The organism is Pseudonocardia sp. P1, assembly GCF_000178675.2.
In the GTDB taxonomy this organism is placed as follows: Bacteria; Actinomycetota; Actinomycetes; order Mycobacteriales; family Pseudonocardiaceae; genus Pseudonocardia.
In genome coordinates, this window is record NZ_ADUJ02000001.1 from 5410243 (window position 1) to 5429154 (window position 18912).

The 18912-nt window shown below is 74.1% G+C and carries 12 protein-coding genes; 4 read left to right on the top strand and 8 right to left on the bottom strand.

What is annotated here, in order from left to right; genetic code table 11:
• Nucleotides 1-345 precede the first annotated feature (345 nt).
• From nrfD to fdnG, 3 genes are all read right to left on the bottom strand, one after another.
• Nucleotides 346-1353: an NrfD/PsrC family molybdoenzyme membrane anchor subunit gene (gene nrfD / locus PP1_RS25140; RefSeq protein WP_075315185.1), complete on the bottom strand. Its 1008-nt coding sequence runs from the start codon at nt 1351-1353 to the stop codon at nt 346-348.
• A 245-nt stretch (nt 1354-1598) separates the two neighbouring features.
• On the bottom strand, nt 1599-2639 hold the full coding sequence (locus tag PP1_RS25145) for a 4Fe-4S dicluster domain-containing protein (protein WP_010228921.1): 1041 nt from the start codon (nt 2637-2639) through the stop codon (nt 1599-1601).
• Nucleotides 2636-5887, bottom strand: coding sequence for a formate dehydrogenase-N subunit alpha (fdnG, locus tag PP1_RS25150; protein ID WP_249266029.1), 3252 nt, complete (start codon nt 5885-5887; stop codon nt 2636-2638). Before fdnG ends, PP1_RS25145 begins: the two co-directional genes overlap by 4 nt.
• Nucleotides 5888-6016: 129 nt before the next feature.
• On the opposite strand from fdnG, the gene PP1_RS25155 reads away from it, so the two are divergent.
• Entirely contained in the window at nt 6017-6943 is a 927-nt protein-coding gene (locus tag PP1_RS25155; RefSeq protein ID WP_010228915.1) for a LysR family transcriptional regulator, read from the top strand.
• A gap of 10 nt (nt 6944-6953) precedes the next feature.
• Here PP1_RS25155 and PP1_RS25160 read toward each other — a convergent pair whose 3' ends face one another.
• Nucleotides 6954-11015 (bottom strand): bifunctional nitrate reductase/sulfite reductase flavoprotein subunit alpha, encoded by a 4062-nt coding sequence (locus PP1_RS25160; protein WP_083697197.1) that lies wholly within the window; start codon nt 11013-11015, stop codon nt 6954-6956.
• Nucleotides 11016-11224: 209 nt separating this feature from the next.
• Between PP1_RS25160 and PP1_RS25165 the strand changes: the two genes are divergently transcribed.
• Nucleotides 11225-11632: a RidA family protein gene (locus tag PP1_RS25165; RefSeq protein WP_010240114.1), complete on the top strand. Its 408-nt coding sequence runs from the start codon at nt 11225-11227 to the stop codon at nt 11630-11632.
• A 186-nt stretch (nt 11633-11818) separates the two neighbouring features.
• Nucleotides 11819-12619: a molybdate ABC transporter substrate-binding protein gene (gene modA / locus PP1_RS25170; protein WP_010240113.1), complete on the top strand. Its 801-nt coding sequence runs from the start codon at nt 11819-11821 to the stop codon at nt 12617-12619.
• 72 nt (nt 12620-12691) lie between these two features.
• On the opposite strand, the gene cydB is transcribed toward modA, so the two are convergent.
• From cydB to PP1_RS25185, 3 genes are all read right to left on the bottom strand, one after another.
• Nucleotides 12692-13705: a cytochrome d ubiquinol oxidase subunit II gene (gene cydB, locus PP1_RS25175; protein WP_033200387.1), complete on the bottom strand. Its 1014-nt coding sequence runs from the start codon at nt 13703-13705 to the stop codon at nt 12692-12694.
• A gap of 13 nt (nt 13706-13718) precedes the next feature.
• The gene (locus PP1_RS25180; protein WP_010240109.1) at nt 13719-15137 is read right to left on the bottom strand and encodes a cytochrome ubiquinol oxidase subunit I; all 1419 of its coding nucleotides are present in this window, start codon (nt 15135-15137) and stop codon (nt 13719-13721) included.
• Nucleotides 15138-15312: 175 nt separating this feature from the next.
• A complete protein-coding gene (locus PP1_RS25185; protein ID WP_010240107.1) occupies nt 15313-16326 on the bottom strand; it encodes an Acg family FMN-binding oxidoreductase in 1014 nt (337 codons plus the stop codon).
• 178 nt (nt 16327-16504) lie between these two features.
• Here PP1_RS25185 and PP1_RS25190 point away from each other — a divergent pair, with 178 nt between their 5' ends.
• A complete protein-coding gene (locus tag PP1_RS25190; protein WP_010240105.1) occupies nt 16505-18208 on the top strand; it encodes a sensor histidine kinase in 1704 nt (567 codons plus the stop codon).
• Between the two features lie 3 nt (nt 18209-18211).
• Here the strand turns inward: PP1_RS25190 and PP1_RS25195 are convergent, their stop codons facing one another.
• Nucleotides 18212-18865, bottom strand: coding sequence for a response regulator (locus tag PP1_RS25195; RefSeq protein ID WP_010240103.1), 654 nt, complete (start codon nt 18863-18865; stop codon nt 18212-18214).
• Nucleotides 18866-18912 lie beyond the last annotated feature (47 nt).

An 18912-nucleotide genomic window follows, 5' to 3' on the forward strand; every position in this document is an offset into this window, starting at 1 on the left:
AGGCGGTCACTTCTGGCCGCCGGACTTCCCGACCCGTGATCACCTGGGTCGGGCCGGCGCCGGGAACCGGGTTGAGGGGCCGGTGTCGGGGTGGGCGGTGGTCGGGAGCCTGCAGCGGGTCGGCGGTGTCGGTGCTGGTCTGCGGCGGAGTCAGGACGCTGTTCTCGTCGCCGCGCTCCGTCCGGTCGGTGCACGGGCCGGGTGACCACAGGTCAGGAAGGGAGCCGGTCACCCTCTGGCCGCGCGTCCCGCGCCCTGTCCGGTCGACACCCCGGTGATCACGGATCGGGAAGGGACGCGGCCACATCCGGCCGCCACGCTTCCCGATCCGTGATCTTGGGCTGGTCAGGCCTCCGCGGACTCGGCGGCGCGGCGGGCCAGACGCTCGCGCTGGGGGACGACGACGTAGCGCGGGTCCTTGGTCGTCTCGACCCCCGCCTCGAACACGGACAGCCGCTGCAGGAGGCTCCCGGCCAGCAGGGCGAGCCCGGATGCGGCGGCGCCGGCCCGGGACCGGCGTCCGAGCAGGAGCGTCCCGGCGAGGCCCGCGGCGGTGCACGCCTCGGAGGCCTTCCGGAGCCGTCCGGCGTGCCCGTGCTCGTAGGCCTCGCGGATGATCCCCATCCGCCGTTCCATGATCTTCCCGGCGACGAGCTCGCCCGCGGCCCCGAGCACCGCGAACGCCCGTGCCGGGCCTGCCTCGGCGACCGGCGCGGCGAGCATGCCGAACCCGCCGCCACTGGCCGCGGCCGAGCCGGCGAACACGAACGGCAGCTCGTCGCGGACCTCGTTCCAGCCGGGCACGGCGGTGTGCGAGAACAGCACCGCGGTGTAGGTGCACAGCGCCGGGGCGGTCGCAGCCGCACCGAGCCCGGCCGGGCGGGCCAGCGCGTCCAGCAGCCGGACCGGCCACGACCGGCGGACCCGCGGGGGGAGCGCGCCGGTCAGCTCGGCGGTCCCGGCCAGGCCGGCGGCCGGGCCGAACACGGCCAGGATCCAGGTGCCGACGCTCATCGGCGACGTCGGCTTGGCCACCCGCAGCATGTGGTGGAACCGCTCCGGACGCCCGAGGTCGGACACCAGGAAGTAGGTGCTCGCCACCAGCCCGCCGAGCGCACCGGCGCGGCTCGCCCGGCGCAGCGCGGGCCGTCCGGTGAGGTCCGCGCCGGCCCCGACCACCGCGGTCCCGGCGGCGAGCCCGCCGCAGAACAGGTAGTAGGCGATCTTGTGCTCCCACACCGGCGGCTTGAGCACGGCCCGGCCGTAGTACGACGAGAACTCCGCCTCGGGGACCATCGACTCCTCGCCGCGTCCGCCGCCCCGGCGACGACGACGGCGTCCGCCCTGGAACATCTCGGCATCCCGCGCACCGGGCGCACCGGGAGCAGCGGGCAGGCCGGCCTCGGGCACTCCGGCCGACGGCGCTCCGGCCGACGGCACTCCGGTCGATGACTGTCCGGCCGACGGCACTGCGCTCGGCGGCACTCCGGCCGGCGGCTCTGCGGCCGACGGCTCTGCGACCGGCGGATCGCCGGGCGAGGGGGTGCCGGGCGAGGGGGTGCCGGACGCGGGCGTGCCGGGCACAGGGGCGTCGTCGCTCATCGTCGTCCTCCCAGGAAGGACGCCACGCCGGCCACCAGGAACGCGCCCGCCGCCATCGCGGCGCGCGTCCACATCGCACCGGCGTCGCGGGTCGGGACGACCGGGTCCGGCGGCAGTCCGTAGACCTCCGGCTCGTCGAGCAGGAGGAAGAACGCGCCGTCGCCGCCGACGCCGTCGTCCGGGTCGCGCCCGTAGAGCCGGGCCTCGTCGACGCCGAGCCCGTGGAGCGTCTCCAGGCGCCGGTCGGCGCGCTCGCGCAGCTCGTCGAGCGGTCCGAACTGGATCGAGTCGGTGGGGCAGGCCTTCGCGCAGGCGGGCTCCAGGCCGTCGTGCAGCCGGTCGTAGCAGAGGGTGCACTTCTGTGCGCGCCCGTCGCCCTCCCGGCGGTCGATGACGCCGTACGGGCAGCCGGAGACGCAGTAGCCGCAGCCGTTGCAGATGTCCTGCTGCACGACGACGGTGCCGAACTCCGTGCGGAACAGCGCGCCGGTCGGGCAGACGTCGAGGCAGCCGGCGTGCGTGCAGTGCTTGCAGACGTCGGAGGACATCAGCCAGCGGAAGTCGGTGCGCACCTCGGCGCCGGTGGCGTCGCCGGGCCGGGAGAACGCCGGCATGCCGAGCGGCTCCGGCTCCGCCCCGTCCCGCCGCGGCCTCGTCCCGAGCTCGCCGCCGAGCTCCGGCGACGCCGCGAGTCCCCCGGCGACCGAGGACTGCATGATCCCGGTCGCCGTCGCGCCGACGGGTGCGGCGTCGAGGCCGGTGTCCTGGCAACCGGAGCGGCGCGGCTGCTCGATGAAGGCGACGTGCCGCCAGCTGTCGGCGCCGAGCGAGCCGGTGTTCTCGAACGACATCCCGAGCAGGTCGAAGCCGTCGTCGGGGACGCCGTTCCACTGCTTGCAGGCGACCTCGCAGGCCTTGCACCCGATGCACACCGACGTGTCGGTGAAGAATCCCATGCGGGGCGGGTGTTCCGGGGCGTAGCCGGCGTCGCCGGCCACGTCGTCCAGGGGGCCGTAGACGCTGTTCCGCTCCGTCACGGTGCCTCCTCCAGCGGTGTCCCGATCCCGGGCACGCCGGGCGGCCGGTCGTCGGGTCGGGCGGTCGGGTCGAGGTGCGGGGCGCCGTCGTGCACCAGCTCGGTGTTGGTCGCCGGGGTGATCCCGGCCAGCGAGCGCACCTCCTCCAGGAGGGCGGTGAGCTCCGCACCGCGCGGGCGCGGCCCGGGCCGGACGTCGCAGGTGATCACCTTGGTCTCCTGGATGAAGACGTTCGGGTCCTCGACCACGCCGAACAGGTCGTTGACGACGTCGCCGCGGACCAGCCCGGTGGAGCCCCAGTGGTAGGGCATCCAGATCTGGTGCACGGTCGTGTCGCCGATCCGCAGGGGCCCCATCCGGTCGGTGACCATCACCCGTGCCTCGACGGCGGACCGGCTGGTCACGACGTGCGCGATGCCCATGTGCTCCAGGCCCCGCTCGCGGGCCAGCTCCGGCGAGACCTCCACGAACAGCTCCGGCTGCAGCTCCGCGAGGAACGGCAGCTGGCGGCTCATCGCGCCGGCGGTGTGGTGCTCGGTCAGCCGCGACGTCGTCAGGACGAACGGGAAGACCTCCCAGCCCTTCTCGTCCGCGGCCGGGTTCGACGGGTTGTCCTTGCGCCCGAACACCCTGCGGGTCGGGTTGGACCGCTGGAGGTAGAGCTCGTTGCGGATCGGCGACTCGTGCGGCTCGTAGTGCGTGGGCAGCGGCCCGTCGGCGACGCCGGTCGGCGCGAACAGCCACGCCTTCCCGTCCGGCTGCATGACGAACGCGTCGTCGCCGCCGAGGGCGTCCGGCCCGACGGTGTCGGGGCCGGGTTCGTGCCCGGGCGGGGTGGTCGCCACGAAGTCGGGGACGTCGTGCCCGGCCCAGCGGCCGGCGTCGTCGTCCCACCAGAGGAGCTTCTTGCGCTCGCTCCACGGGCGTCCCTGCGGGTCCGCCGAGGCCCGGTTGTAGATCACCCGCCGGTTCATCGGCCAGGTCCAGCCCCAGTCGGGGGTCTCGTCCGGGGTGCCGTGGTGCGGCTCGCGCCGGGCGGCCCGGTTGATCCCGCCGGCGTAGACCCCGCTGTAGATCCAGCAGCCCGACGACGTGCTGCCGTCGGCCTTCAGCCCGGCGAACCCGTCGAGCAGCTCACCCGTGGCGAGGTCGTAGCCGTTGATCCGGCGCAGGACGTCGTCGGGGGAGGGCTCCGCCCACTCGCCGTCGCCCTCGAGCTCGTAGTCCCAGGCCAGGTTCCGGACCGGGAGGTCGCGCGGGTCGGTGGAGCCGGCCAGGCGCTCACGCACCAGGCGTCCCAGGTGGTAGGCGAACCACAGGTCCGAGCGCCGGTCCCCGGACGGCTCGACGGCCTTGGTCCGCCACTGCACCATCCGCTGGGTCTGGGTGAAGGTGCCGTCCTTCTCCACGTGCGACGCCGCCGGGAGCAGGAACACCTCGGTCCGGCACTCCTCGGTCACGATCTCGCCGGTCTCGATCTCCGGCGAGTCCTTCCAGAAGCTCGCCGTCTCGATGTCGACGAGGTCCCGGACGACCATCCACTCGAGGTTCGCCATTCCGAGCCGCTGCATCTTCCCGTGCGCCGACCCGACCGCCGGGTTCTGGCCGAGGACGAAGTAGCCGAAGACGTGGCCGTCGATCATGTCCATGACGGTGCGGTACGTGCCGTGGTCGCCGTCGATGCGCGGCAGCCAGTCGTACCCGAAGTCGTTCTCCGGGGTCGCGGCGTCGCCGAACCACTCCTTGAGCATCGACACCAGGTAGGCGTCGCTGTTCCAGCCGAAGCCTTTGCGGCCCTTGGCGCGCAGCGCCTCGACGTAGGTGCCGGTGTCGGCCTGGCCGACGCTCGGCATCGGCAGGTAGCCGGGCAGCAGGTTGAACAGGGTCGGGATGTCGGTCGAGCCCTGGATGGACGCGTGCCCGCGCAGCGCGAAGATCCCGCCGCCGGGACGGCCGACGTTGCCGAGCAGCAGCTGCAGGATCGCCCCGCACCGGATGTACTGCGCGCCGACGCTGTGCTGGGTCCAGCCCACGCTGTAGACGAGCGACGTCGTGCGGTCCCGTCCGGAGTTCGCCGTCCACGCCTCGCAGACGTCCGCGAACTGCTCGGGCGACACGCCGCAGACCCGCTGCACGGTCTCGGGGGTGTAGCGGGCGTAGTGCCGGCGCAGCACCTGGAACACGCAGCGGGGGTGCTCCAGGGTCGGGTCGGCCACCGGTTCGCCGGTCCCGTCGGTCTGGAACCGCCAGCTGTGGGTGTCGTAGCTGCCGGTCTCGGCGTCGTAGCCGGAGAAGACACCGTCGTTGTCCTCGGCGTCGACGTAGTCCTCGGTCAGCAGGTACGACGCGTTGGTGTACGCCGCGACGTACTCACGGAAGGCGAGGTCGTTCTCCAGGACGTGCCGCACGACGCCGCCGAGGAACGCGATGTCCGAGCCCGCGCGCAGCCGCACGTAGGTGTCCGCGACCGCGCTGGTCCGGGTGAACCGCGGATCGATGTGGATCACCCGGGTGCCCCGGGCCTTGGCCTCCATCACCCACTGGAACCCGACCGGGTGCGCCTCGGCCATGTTCGAGCCCATGATGATGATGCAGTCGGCGTCCACCAGGTTCTGCTGGTGATTGGTCGCGCCGCCCCGACCGAACGAGGTTCCCAGACCGGGAACCGTGGCGGAGTGTCAAATACGCGCCTGGTTCTCGATCTGTACCGCGCCCCAGGACGTGAACACCTTCTTGAGGAGGTAGTTCTCCTCGTTGTCCAGGGCGGCGCCACCGAGCGCGGCGATGCCCATGGTGCGGTTCAGCGGGCGGCCCTCGTCGTCGGCGTCCTGCCAGCCGCGGCGGCGGGCGTCGACGACGCGGTCGGCGATCATGTGCATCGCCGTGTCGAGGTCGAGGTCGGTCCACTCGGTGGCGTACGGCGCGCGGTAGCGGACCGTCTCCAGCCGTTGCGGGCCGGTGACGAGCTGGGTGCTGGCCGAGCCCTTCGGGCAGAGCCGCCCGCGGGAGATCGGCGAGTCCGGGTCGCCCTCGATCTGGACGACCTTCTCGTCCTTCACGTAGACCCGCTGCCCGCAGCCGACCGCGCAGTACGGGCACACGGAGCCCGCCCAGCGGTCGGCGGTCGCGGTGCGGGCGCGGAGGCCCTCGGACCGGGCGGACTGCGCCGCCGCACCCCGGCCGAGCCGGTCACCACCGGTCAGCTGGCGGAGGACGGGCCACGAGCCCAGCCATCCCACGACGTCCACGCCTGCTCCGTTCCGATCGCCTTCCCGCACAACCTAGGCGGCCCGGGGCGGCGCCGCGCGGTCGATCGGGAACCCTGGAGGAATGATCGACCGGATCGATCGACGGCGGACCGGGGCTAGGCTCGCCGGATGGCGGGGGACGTGCAGCTGCGGCAGCTCGAGTACCTCGTCGCGCTGGCGCGGGAGCAGCACTTCGGGCGTGCTGCGGCGGCCTGCCACGCGAGCCAGTCGACGCTGTCGGCGGCGTTGCAGACGCTGGAGCGCCAGCTCGGCGTGACGATCGTGCAGCGTGGCCACCGGTTCCAGGGGTTCACCGCGGAGGGCGCCCGCGTCGTCGGCTGGGCGCACCGGATCCTCGCCGAGCGGGACGCGCTGCGGACCGACCTGGACCGGATGCGCGGCGGCCTGTCCGCGGTCGTCCGGATCGGGGCGATCCCCACCGCCGTGCCGGCGACGGCGGCGCTGACACTCGCCTGGACGCGGGCCCACCCGCGGGCCGGGACCCGGATCGAGGTCCTGCCGTCGCGCGAGATCGACCGCAGGCTCGCCGAGTTCGAGCTCGACGCCGGGCTCACCTACCTCGACCCCGACGACGGCGACACCGTGCTCCCGCTGTACCGGGAGCGGTACCTGCTGCTCACCGGCGCCGCCGGGGTCCCGGCGGACCGGACGGAGGTCGGCTGGGCCGACGTCGCCGGGGTGGAGCTGTGCGCCCTCACCCGCGGCATGCAGAACCGCCGGATCCTCGACGACGCGGTCCGCCGTGCCGGTGGCGAGCCGCGGATCGTGGTCGAGACCGACACCGTCGCCGCGCTGTACGCGCACCTGGCGACCGGCCGGTGGTCCGCCGTCATCGCCCACACCTGGCTGCGGGCGTTCGGGGTGCCGCCGGGGATGCGGGCGCTGCCCGTCGTCGGCGAGGGCCCGCTGCCGACGGTCGGGCTCCGGCTGGGCGACCAGGGTCCGGCCTCGTACGTCGCCGGCGCGTTCCGTGACGCCGTCGCCGGCGCGGACGTCGCGGCGGACCTGGAACGCGACGGCGAGGAGGCCCGGTAGGCCCGGCGGTTCAGTAGACGTCGCGGACGTAGCGCCGGTCCTCGGCGAGCCGGGTGACCCAGGCGTCGGCCTCGTCCGGGGCGAGCCCGCCGTGCCGGGCGACGACGGTGCGGAGCGTCCGGTCGACGTCGCGCGCCATCCGGGTCGCGTCGCCGCACACGTAGAGGTGGGCGCCGTCCCGCAGCCACGACCAGAGCTTCGCGCCGTTCTCCGCCATCCGGTCCTGCACGTAGACCTTCGTCCGCTGGTCCCGGGAGAACGCCAGGTCGAGATCGGTGAGCACGCCGTCGCGGCGCAGCGTCTCGAGCTCCTCGCGGTAGTAGAAGTCGGTCGACTCGTGCTGCTCACCGAAGAACAGCCAGTTCGGCGACCGGTCGCCACGGGCCCGTCGTTCCTCGAGGAACCCGAGGAACGGCGCGATCCCGGTCCCCGGCCCGATCATGATCATCGGGACGCCGTCGGCCGGCGGGCGGAAGTGCGGGGCGGGCCGGATCCCGACCGGGACCGGGTGCCCCTCCGGGGCGTCGGCGAGGAACGCGGAGCAGACCCCGGTCCGGGCCGTGCCGCGCGGGTTCGCGAACCGGACCACCGACACCGTCAGGCTCACCTCGTCGGGGCGCTCCAGGGGACTCGACGAGATCGAGTACTGCCGCGGGCGCAGCGGGCCGAGCACGTCGGCCCACTCCTGGGCGGTGGCCCGGACACCGAACTCCCCGACGACGTCGACGGCCTGTCTGCCCCACGACCAGCGCTCCAGCTCGCCGCGGTTGTCCGGCCGGAGCAGCTTGCCCGGCAACCCGTCCGCGCAGCGCTCGGCGACGAACCGCAGCAGTGCGGGGCTCGCCCGGGTGATGTCGAGCCGGTCGCGCAGGGCCGTCCGCAGCGGTACCGCGTCGCCGTCGAGCTCCACCTCGGTCGCGCCGTCCAGCCCGGTGGCCGCCAGCCACTCGCCCACCAGGGCCTCGCTGTTTCTGGGGGTCACGTCGAGGGCGTCGCCCGCCTCGTAGGTCAGGCCGGTGCCGGACAGGTCGAAGGTGAAGCGGCGGACCTCCTTGCCGGCGCCGGGCCGGCTGAGGAGGCGGTTGCCGACGAGCGGCGCGGGCTCGGTTGCGCGGCGCGCGGTACCCGGGCTGCCGGACGCCCCGTCCGGTTCGCGGGTGTCCCCGGTCAGGGCGGTGACGACGGCGTCGAGCCAGCGCTGCGCGCCCTCCTCGTACTCGGGCTCGCAGTCGACGCGCTCGACCAGCCGGTCCGCGCCCAGCTCGGCGAGCCGGTCGTCGAGCCGGCGGCCGTGGCCGCAGAAGTCGGCGTAGCTGGAGTCGCCCAGCGCGAGGACGGCGAAGCGCCGCCCGTCGAGGGAGCCCGGCTCGGCACCGGCCAGCGACTCCCAGAACGCCGCGCCGTTGTCCGGGGCCCCGCCGTCGCCGAAGGTGCTGGTCACGACGAGCAGATCGGCGTCGGGCGGGAGCTCGGCGAGGCCGCTGCCGCCCATGTCCGTCACGGTCGGGGTGCGGCCCGCCGCGGCGAGCCGCGCGGTCAGCGGGCCGGTCGCGAAGTCCTCCGCGGTGCCGGTCTGCGACGCCCACAGGACGACGACCGGCCGGCTCCCGGTGCCCGCCACGCTGCCGGGGGAGTCCGGTGCGCCGGGGGAGGAGCGGGAGAACATCCCGGCGAGGACGCCGTCGACCCAGGTGGCGTGCTCCGGGGCGAACGGGGCGCCGGGCGGCAGCACGGGCACGACCCCGTCCGGTGGTGCGGCCTGCAGCCCGCGGACGAAGCCCGCCAGGTACCGGCGTTCGGTACCGCCGAGCTCCGGCTCGGCCTGCCCGGCCAGGCCGAACACGGCCTCCAGCGGGTGTGCCGCCGCCGCGACCGGTTCCGGCTCGCGGGGCACCGGGACCGGGGCGACGGCGACCGCGCACACCTTGAACTCGGGCTGGAACGACTGCGGGTCGACGGCGTCGCTGGTCACGGCGTTGACCGCGAGGTACTCGCCGTAGCGGTCGTTCCAGTGGAACGGGGCGAACAGGGCGCCCTCGCGCACCCGGTCGGAGACGGCGGCGGGGACGACCGCCCGTCCGCGCCGGGAGGTCAGCTCCAGGCCGTCGCCGTCGGTGACGCCGAGCCGCTCGGCGTCGGCCGGGTGGATCTCGACGTACGGCCCGGGGTTCAGCCGGTTCAGCGCCGCGACGGTCCCGGTCTTGGTCAGCGTGTGCCACTGGTGCTGCACGCGGCCGGTGTTGAGCAGGAACGGGTGGTCGTCGTCGGGCATCTCCGCGGCGGGCAGGTGCGGGCGGGGGAGGAACGCGGCGCGCCCGCCGGGCCGCGGGAACCACAGCCGCGGCGTCCCGCCGCCGGGGCGGGTGCCGCGGGCCTGGCTGCGGCCGTCGTTGAGGTAGCGGACCGGGTTGCGGTCCCCGGCGCCGGGCGCGGCGGGCCACTGGACCGGGGCCTCGCGGAGCCGGTCGTAGTCGACACCGCGCAGGTCGTAGCCGGTCGCGGGGTTGTGGAACCGGCGGATCTCGGCGAACACCTCCTCGGCGCTCGCGTAGGTGAAGGCGTCGGCGAAGCCCATCTCGCAGGCCACCCGGGCGATCAGCTCCCAGTCCGGGAGGGCCTGGCCGGGCGGGTCGACCGCGCCGGGGACGAGCGTCAGGTTCCGCTCGGAGTTGACCATGACGCCGTCGCTCTCGGCCCACATCGCGGCGGGCAGCACGACGTCGGCGTAGGCGTTGGTCTCGGTGTCGGCCACCACGTCCTGCGTGATCACCAGCTCGGCGGCCTCGAGCCCCTCGATCACCGTGCGGCGGTTCGCGACGGAGGCGACCGGGTTGGTGCAGACGATCCAGCACGCCTTGATCGCGCCGTCGGCCATCCGGGAGAACATGTCGACGGTGCCCTGCCCGGCGTCGGACCGCAGGGTGCCCGCGGGGACGCCCCACTCCTGCTCGACGAACTCGCGGTCGTCGGCGGAGAGCACCGAGCGCTGGCCGGGGAGGCCCGGGCCCATGTAGCCCATCTCGCGGCCGCCCATGGCGTTCGGCTGGCCGGTGAGCGAGAACGGCCCGCTGCCGCGGCGGCAGATCGCCCCCGTCGCCAGGTGCAGGTTGACGAGCGCGTTCGTGTTCCAGGTGCCGTGGGTGCTCTGGTTGAGCCCCATCGTCCAGCAGCTCGTCCAGTTCTCCGCGCCGCCGATCAGCTCGGCGGCCCGCCGGAGGTCGTCCTCGGCGAGCCCGGTGATCCCGGCGACGACGGCGGGCGGGTAGTCCGCGAGCAGGGCGGGCATGTCCTCCCAGCCCTCGGTGAACTCCTCGACGAACGCGGTGTCGACGTGCCCGTTCTCCTGCAGCAGGTGCAGGAGACCGTTCAGCAGCGCGAGGTCGGTGCCCGGGGTGATCTGGAGGAACAGGTCGGCCTTGTCCGCGGTCGCCGTCCGGCGGGCGTCGACGACGATCAGGGTCGCCCCGGCCGCGACCCGGTCCATCATGCGCAGGAACAGGACCGGGTGGCAGTCGGCCATGTTGGAGCCGATCACGAGGAAGACGTCGGCGTGGTCGAGGTCGTCGTAGGAGCCGGGCGGGCCGTCCGAGCCGAGCGACAGCTTGTATCCGGTGGCGGCCGACGCCATGCAGAGCCGGGAGTTCGACTCGATCTGGCTGGTCCGCACGAACCCCTTGGCGAGCTTGTTCGCCAGGTACTGCGCCTCGGTGCTCATCTGCCCGGACACGTAGAAGGACAGCGCGTCGGGCCCGTGCTCGTCGAGGATCGCGCGCAGCCGGCGGGCGGTGGAGGTGATCGCCTCGTCGACCGGGGTGGCGACCGGCTCGGCGCCGCGCTCGGTGCGGGTGAGAGCCGTGCCGAGACGGCCGGGCGCCCGGAACAGCTCCGCACTGGTGGCGCCCTTGGTGCACAGCCGCCCCGCGTTGGCCGGGTGCTGCGGGTCGCCGGTGGCCCGGCGGACGCTGCGCTCGCCGGAGGGCCCGGCCCCGATCTCGAGCAGGATCCCGCAGCCGACCCCGCAGTAGGTGCACACGGTCCGCGCCGTGGTCGTTCCGGTCCCCGTGGCCGCCACCGTGTCCCGTCGCCTCCCGCCGTCGCGCCCGGGTCGATCCCGGACGCCGGTGACGGTAGGGCCGGGGCGTTATCCGGCCGTGACATGCCGTCAACACAGGATTACAGGGCCCTCACACCGGCCGGTCGCCGGGTGTGCGCTCCTGACCTTCCGGCATGCAATAACATTGTTGTGTTATGTTTCGGGTCCACGCCGAGAGGAGAACGACGATGACCGTGGAACTGGTGCATCCCGAGCGGGTCAACCGGGTCGACGTCCACCGCCAGGTCGCCACCGCGCAGGGGTCGCGCACGGTGTACCTGGCCGGGCAGGTGTCCTGGGACACCGAGGGCACGCTCGTGGGGCCGGGCGACGTCGCCGCGCAGGCCGAGCAGTGCTATCTCAACGTCGCCGCCGCGCTCGACGCGGTCGGGGCGACGGCGGCCGACCTGGCCAAGGTCACCGTGTACGTCGTGGGCCTCGACGAGGCGAAGGCCGGGCAGTTCGTCGTCGGGCGCGAGCGGGCGGCCGCGAGGCTGGGCGTCGAGTTCCAGCAGCCGAGCACCTGGATCGGGGTCACCTCGCTGGCCGCACCCGGCTACCTCGTCGAGGTCGACGCCGTGGCCGTCCTGCCCTGAGGCGAAACGACGATCTGCGGGTCCCGGGCCATGGCGGGTCGGCGTGTGCGTCCTTATGATCCTCGCCGTGCCGCAGTTCCGGACATCGGAGGATGCCCCGGGCGGGGACGTCACCGTCGACGTCCACCCCGGACCGCCGGGACGGCGCGCACACCGACGCACCGTTCGACCTCCCGGAGGACCCTCGTGAAGATCCGTTCCACTGTCCGCGTCGCCGGAGCCGCGGTCGCCGCGACCGCGCTGGCCGTGCTGGCCGGCTGCGGCGGGGGCGAGTCCGGTGGCGGCGCCGCCCCGGAGAGCGCCCAGGCCCAGGGCGGGACCCTCACCGTGTTCGCGGCGGCGTCGCTGACCGGCACCTTCGAGGAGCTGGAGAAGCAGTTCGAGGCCGCCAACCCCGGGACCGACGTCACGTTCAACTTCGCCGGCTCCTCGACCCTGGCCCAGCAGATCAACCAGGGCGCCCCGGCGGACGTGTTCGCCTCGGCCGACCAGAACAACATGAAGAAGGTGACCGACGTCGGCAACCAGCAGGCCGAGCCCACCGTCTTCGCGACGAACACGCTGCAGATCGCGGTCGCCCCGCAGAACCCGAAGGCGGTCGCGTCGCTGCAGGACCTCACGAAGCCCGACCTGCGGACCGTGGTCTGCGCGCCGCAGGTGCCGTGCGGCTCGGCGACCGAGAAGGTCGAGCAGGCGGCGGCCGTCGACATCACGCCGGTGTCGGAGGAGCAGGACGTCAAGGCCGTCCTTCAGAAGGTCACCACCGGCAACGCCGACGCCGGGCTGGTCTACAAGACCGACGTGACGGCGTCGAAGGGGCAGGCCCAGGGCGTCGACTTCCCGCAGGCCGCGGACGCGGTGAACGACGACCCGATCACCGTCCTGAAGAACACGCAGAACGCCGAGCTGGCGCAGAAGTGGGTCGACTTCGTGAACGGTGAGCAGGGCAGGCAGGTCCTCACCACCGCCGGGTTCGGCGCGCCGTGACACGCGGCTGACACCCGTGCACGAACGCCGCGGGGCGGGCACCGGAGCACCGGTGCCCGCCCCGCGTCCGTCTCAGCCCTCCGGCGTCGTGGGTTCCGCTGCCACGAAGTCCCGGCGGGTCAGCCGCCTGCGGAACACCCAGAACGTCCAGGCCTGGTAGCAGAGCACGACCGGCGTGACCACCGCCGCCACCCACGTCATGATCGTGAGCGTGTACGGCGTGGAGGACGCGTTGTCCACCGTCAGCGAGAACGCCGGGTCGGTCGTGGAGGGCAGGACGTCCGGGTACAGCGACCCGAACAGCGTCACCGCGACCGCGACGATCGCCGACGTCGTCGCGGTGAACGCCCAGCCCTCCCGGCCCCGCGCCACCAGTACCGTCGCCCCCACCAGCCCGCCTGCCGCGACGGCGACCGGCGCGAGGACCCAGAGCGGGGCGCCGTCGACGAGGGTCCAGACGCCGAACACCCCACCGGCGGGGACGGCCAGCACGCCCGCCGTCACCGCGACGGCGGCGGACCGCTCCCGGACCGGGCCGTCGGTCTTCAGCGCCAGGAACACCCCGCCGTGCAGCGCGAACACCAGCACCGTGGTGATCCCGCCGAGCAGCGCGTACGGGTTGAGGAGGGTGAGCAGGGTGCCGGTGAACTCGTGGTCGGCGTCGAGCGGGACCCCGCGCACGACGTTCGCCAGCGCCACCCCGACCAGCAGCGCCGCGGCCAGCGACGACCCGGTCAGGATCCGGTCGAGCACCGGCGCCCAGCGCGGTTCCTTCCCCCGGTACTCCAGCGCGATCCCCCGCAGGATCAGCGCCACCAGCAGCAGCAGGAACGCCAGGTAGAAGCCGGAGAACAGGCTCGCGTACCACTCCGGGAACGCCGCGAACATCGCACCGCCGGCGACCAGCAGCCAGACCTCGTTGCCGTCCCAGACCGGCCCGATGGTGCCCAGCGCGACCTTCCGGTCGTACTCGTCACGGGTCACCGCGGGCAGCAGCATCCCGACGCCGAAGTCGAAGCCCTCCAGGCACAGGTACCCCGTCCACAGGACGGCGATCAGTACGAACCACACGTCGACGAGCTCCACGACCACGTCCTCCTCAGTAGGTCAGGGCCGGCGGCTCGGCCGGGTCGGGTTCCGGGGCGGGGCCTGCCGGGGCGCCGTCGCCCACCGGGGTCCCGGCCGCCGGTGGCCCGGCCTTCACCGCCCGCACCAGCAGCACCACCTCGACCACCGCGAGGACGCCGTAGAGCAGGGTGAGCACGACCAGCGACGTCAGCACGGTCGCCCAGCCGACCGAGGGGGAGACGCCGTCGGCGGTGCGCAGCACGCCGAACACCACCCAGGGCTGCCTGCCGGTCTCGGTGAAGATCCAGCCCGCCGAGTTCGCGGCGAACGGGGTGACCAGCCCGGCCAGCGCCGCGACGCCGAACCAGCGGGGCACCCGGCGGGCGCGACGGCGGGTGAGCCACAGCCCGACGAGCGCGACCAGGCCGGCGAGCAGGCCGAAGCCGATCATGAACCGGAACGTCCAGTACGTCATCGGGATGTCGGGCGTGTAGAGCCCCGGACCGAAGGTCGCCACCGCCTGCGCCTGGAGCTGGCGGATGCCCTCGACCTGGCCGTCCCAGGTGCCGGTCGCCAGGAACGACAGCAGCCGTGGCACGCGCAGGCTCCAGAGCTCCTGCGTCCCGTCCGGGGTGCCGATCGTGAACAGCGAGAACGACGCCGGTGCGACGGTGTCCCACAGCGCCTCGGCCGCGGCCATCTTCATCGGCTGCTGCTCGGTCATCAGCCGGGCCTGCAGGTCGCCGGTCACCACGACGCCCAGGCCCGCCACCAGCACGGTCCAGAGCCCGACCCGGGCCGAGGGCCGGAACACCTCGGGATGGCGGTCCTTCGCGAGGTTCCAGGCGCTGATGGCGACGAGGAACATCCCGGCCGTGACGAGGCAGGCGGTGATGGTGTGGGAGAACGCGGCGACCGCGGTCGAGTTGGTGAGCAGCGCGCCGAAGTCGTTCAGCTCGGCGCGGCCGGACTCCGGGTTCACCGTGAAGCCGACCGGGTGCTGCATCCAGGAGTTCGCGGCGAGGATGAAGTACGCCGACAGCACGGTGCCGATCGCGGCCAGCCAGATGCAGGCCAGGTGGACCCGCCGTGGCAGCCGGTCCCATCCGAAGATCCACAGGCCGAGGAACGTGGACTCCAGGAAGAACGCGAGCAGCGCCTCGATCGCGAGCGGCGCGCCGAACACGTCACCGACGAACCGGCTGTAGTCGCTCCAGTTCATCCCGAACTGGAACTCCTGGACGATGCCGGTGACCACACCCATCGCGAAGTTGATCAGGAAGAGCTTCCCCCAGAACTTCGTCATGCGCAGCCAGCGCTCGTCGCCGGTGGCGACCCAGACCGTCTGCATGCTCGCGACCAGCAGCGACAGGCCGATCGTCAGCGGGACGAACAGGAAGTGGTAGACGGTGACGATCGCGAACTGCCACCGCGCGAGATCCAGGTTCATCGCGTCCTCGACGCCCCCTCCGGACGACCGGCGGGACCGGTCCGCCGGCCCCGCTCCGTCGATCGTGGTTCGTGGCGGGGCATCGCGAACCGGGCGGACGGCCGGTCCCGGCCGGGACCTCCGTCCCGGGGTGACCGGTCCCGGGTCCGCCCCCACGCGGGCCCGGGACCGGAGGTCAGGCGGGTTCGACGACCTGTTCCGGCCGCCGCCGCGGCGTGGCGGGGACGGGGACGCCGTGCCCGAGCCGCAGCACGACCTGGGGCGGGCGGGTCCCGCCGAGCAGCCTGCGGACCCGCTCGCGCACGTCGGGGACCTCGACCAGCTGGGACAGGAACGACGCGGACAGGCCCTCCGCGGTCGCCGTCAGCAGCACCCGCTGCAGCGCCTCCCCGGCCCGCAGCTCCTCGCGCGGGCCGTCGGTGTGCACGCTCAGCACGGCGATCAGCGGATCGGACTCGAAGGCCGCGGGCGCCGGGCGGGGATGACGGTCACCGGCGAAGTCCCGCGTCACCCACGGCTGGTTCGGCGGCGGGCAGGGCCCGCCGGCGCGGGCGGGGACACCGTCGTCGCGGTCGCTCCCGAGCCCGGTCCAGGACGCGAGCTCGGCGGTGAACGCGGCGTCCCCGCACTGCCTGCGGTGCGCCTCCCGGGCGAGCCTGCCCAGCTCGGCGAGGTCGTCGGGATCGGTGACGAGGTCCAGCCAGGCCCCCTCGTCGAACGCGGCCCGGCGCAGTGCCGCCCGGACCGGCCGGGGCACCGGGGTGTCCCGGAACGGCCGCCGGTTGGTGTGCCGGCGCGGTACCGCCTCGAGCATCCGGCGCTGGTCCTGCGTGACCGTCGTCGGCGGTACGGCCCCGCCGTGCCGGACGACGGCGACCAGCTCGGGATCGTGCGGTTCGGGGAACCGGCTGACCAGCGGCCGGACCCCGGCGGCGGTGAGCGCCAGCCGGAGGGTGAACAGCGCCGCGCCGCAGCCGACCCGCAGCTCGCGGTCGGCCGGGTCGGCGACCGGGACCCGGCGAGTGGGATCGGCGCGCAGGTCGATCCGGTCCGGGCGCAGCCGGAACAGCCACGGCTGGCTGTTGTGCAACGACGGCGCCCGCGTGGCGAGCCCCAGTACCGCGTGGACGGCCCCGTCGTCGAGCCCGAGCGTGCGGGTGACCGTCCCGCGGTGGCAGGTGGTGTCCATTCCGGTCCCTCCCCCACGTCGGCAGCGGCTGCGTCGCCAGGCCGCCCGGTCGCCGTCGATGGTGTCCCGGGCCGCCCCCGGTGGTCAGGTCCGAAGGTCCCGCGATACCCGGGCCACCCGGACCGCTTGTGCGCGTGCGGGCCCGGTGCCAGGTTCGGTACCGGCGGGAGGAGTCCGGATGGACGAGAACGCGAGCGGTCCCGGCGAGCTGGCCCGGTTGCTGTCCGGGCTCCGCCTGGACCAGCTGATCGGCGAGGTGCAGGACCGGCTGGGCGAGATCGCGGGCACCCGCAGGCGGATGCAGCGGCTGCTCGACGCGGTGCTCGGCGTCGCCGCGGGGCTGGAGCTCGACGCGACGCTGGAACGGATCGTCCAGTCGGCCGTCGACCTGGTGGACGCCCGCTACGGCGCGCTCGGCGTGCTCGCGCCGGACGGCTCGATCGCGCGGTTCATCGACGTCGGGCTGGACGACGCGACACGGGCGGCGCTCGGGCGCCCGCCCGAGGGCAAGGGCCTGCTCGGGCAGCTGATCGAGGATCCCCGCCCGCTGCGCCTCGACGATCTCTCCGCACACCCGGCGTCGTCCGGCTTCCCGCCGAACCATCCGCCGATGGCCAGCTTCCTCGGCGTCCCGATCCGGGTGCGGGAGGCCGTCTACGGCAACATCTACCTGACCGAGAAGATCGGGCCGGGCGGGGCGGCCGCCGGGTTCACCGCCGACGACGAGCTGATCCTGCAGGCGCTGGCCGCCGCGGCCGGGATCGCGGTGCAGAACGCCGACCTGTTCGAGCAGGGGCTGCTGCGCCAGCAGTGGCTGGAGGCCTCCGCCGAGATCCGCGGCGAGGTGCTGGCCGGTACCGACGAGCCGGACACGCTCGCGCTCGTCGCCCGTCGGTGCCTCGAGCTGAGCCGGGCCGACAGCACGCTGATCGCGCTGGGCCCCGGCGACGACGACGGCGGGTTCCGTGAGGGCGCCACGGCGGGCCGGGCCTGGCCGTCGGGCGGGCTCGGCGGGACCCTGCTGCGCGACGTCGTCGAGGGACTGCAGCCGGTGCTCGCCGACAGTCCCCGCGCGTTCCTCGACTCGCCCGCCGACGGCGGCTCCGCGGGGCCCACCGTCGCCGTCCCGATGCGTGCCGTCGAGCGGGTGATCGGGGTGCTGATCGCCCAGCGCCGGTCGGGGGACCCACCGTTCCGCCCGTCCGAGGTGCCACTGCTGGTGTCGTTCGCCGACCAGGCCGCGCTGGCCCTGGAGCTGGGGGAGAAGAACCGCGCCCAGCAGCAGCTCGCGGTGCTCGCCGACCGTGACCGGATCGCCCGCGACCTGCACGACCACGTGATCCAGCGGTTGTTCGCGGTCGGGCTGAAACTGCAGGGGACGCTGCGCCGCACCGCCGACGGCCCGGCCCGGGAGCGGGTCGAGCAGGCCGTCGACGAGCTGGACCGCACCGTCCGCGAGATCCGGACGACGATCTTCGACCTGCAGACGGCCGAGCACGGTCCCGGCGGGCTGCGCCGCAGGCTGCTCGACACCGTCGCGGAGGCGACCGCCGAGTCGGGGCTGACGACCTCGGTGCACACCGACGGCCCGGTCGACACGCTCGTCCCGGCGACCGTGGCGACGCACCTGCTCGCGGTGGTGCGGGAAGCGGCGACGAACACCGTCCGGCACGCCGCCGCCCACACCCTGACGGTCACGGTGCGGGCCGGCCGCGAGCTCGGCGCCGAGATCGTCGACGACGGTCGGGGGATCGGGGGCACCGGGCGGCGCAGCGGGCTCCGGAACCTGGAGGAGCGGGCGGTGGAGCTGGACGGGACGTTCGTCGCGGACACGCCGGACACGGGCGGGACCCGTCTGGTGTGGACGGTCCCGCTGCCGTGACCCTCAGCGCTGCCCGCGGCGCCGTTCGACGGCGTACACGGCGGCCTCGGTGCGCCGGGCGTAGCCGAGCTTGTGCAGGATCGAGGAGACGTAGTTCTTGACGGTCTTCTCCGCCAGGTGCAGCTCCCCGCCGATCTGCCGGTTGGTCAGCCCGTCCGCGATCAGCTCGAGGATCCGCTGCTCCTGCGGGCTCAGCGACTCGTAGCGGGGGTCGGACTGCGTGGCGGTGTCGCCGCGGCGCAGCCGCTCCAGCACCGCGGCCGTCGCCTTCGGGTCGAGCAGCGAGCCGCCCGCGGCGACCGTGCGGACCGCGCCGACGAGATCGACCCCGGCGACCTGCTTGAGCAGGTAGCCCGACGCACCGGCCATGATCGCGCCGAACAGGGCCTCGTCGTCGGCGTACGAGGTCAGCATCAGGCAGGCCGGGGGCGGGGTGACCGCCGACCGGACGTCGCGGCAGACGCTGACGCCGTCGCCGTCGGGGAGCCGGACGTCGAGGATCGCGACGTCCGGCCGCAGCGCGGGCAGCCGCACCGTGGCCTGGGAGGCGGTGGCGGCCTCCCCGACGACCTCGATGTCGTCCTCGAGCTCGAGCAGCTGGGCCAGTCCGCGGCGCACGATCTCGTGGTCGTCGAGCAGGAACACCGAGATCGTCACTATCGCCTCCGCACGCCGTCGTCCCCGTCGGGCCCGAGACTATCCGC

Excerpts from the sequence above, each read along its gene's own strand:
- nrfD (WP_075315185.1), bottom strand. The coding sequence starts at position 1,353 with ATGTTCCAGGGCGGACGCCGTCGTCGTCGCCGGGGCGGCGGACGCGGC.
- PP1_RS25155 (WP_010228915.1), top strand. The coding sequence starts at position 6,017 with ATGGCGGGGGACGTGCAGCTGCGGCAGCTCGAGTACCTCGTCGCGCTG.
- PP1_RS25190 (WP_010240105.1), top strand. The coding sequence starts at position 16,505 with ATGGACGAGAACGCGAGCGGTCCCGGCGAGCTGGCCCGGTTGCTGTCC.
- PP1_RS25185 (WP_010240107.1), bottom strand. The coding sequence starts at position 16,326 with ATGGACACCACCTGCCACCGCGGGACGGTCACCCGCACGCTCGGGCTC.
- PP1_RS25180 (WP_010240109.1), bottom strand. The coding sequence starts at position 15,137 with ATGAACCTGGATCTCGCGCGGTGGCAGTTCGCGATCGTCACCGTCTAC.
- PP1_RS25165 (WP_010240114.1), top strand. The coding sequence starts at position 11,225 with ATGACCGTGGAACTGGTGCATCCCGAGCGGGTCAACCGGGTCGACGTC.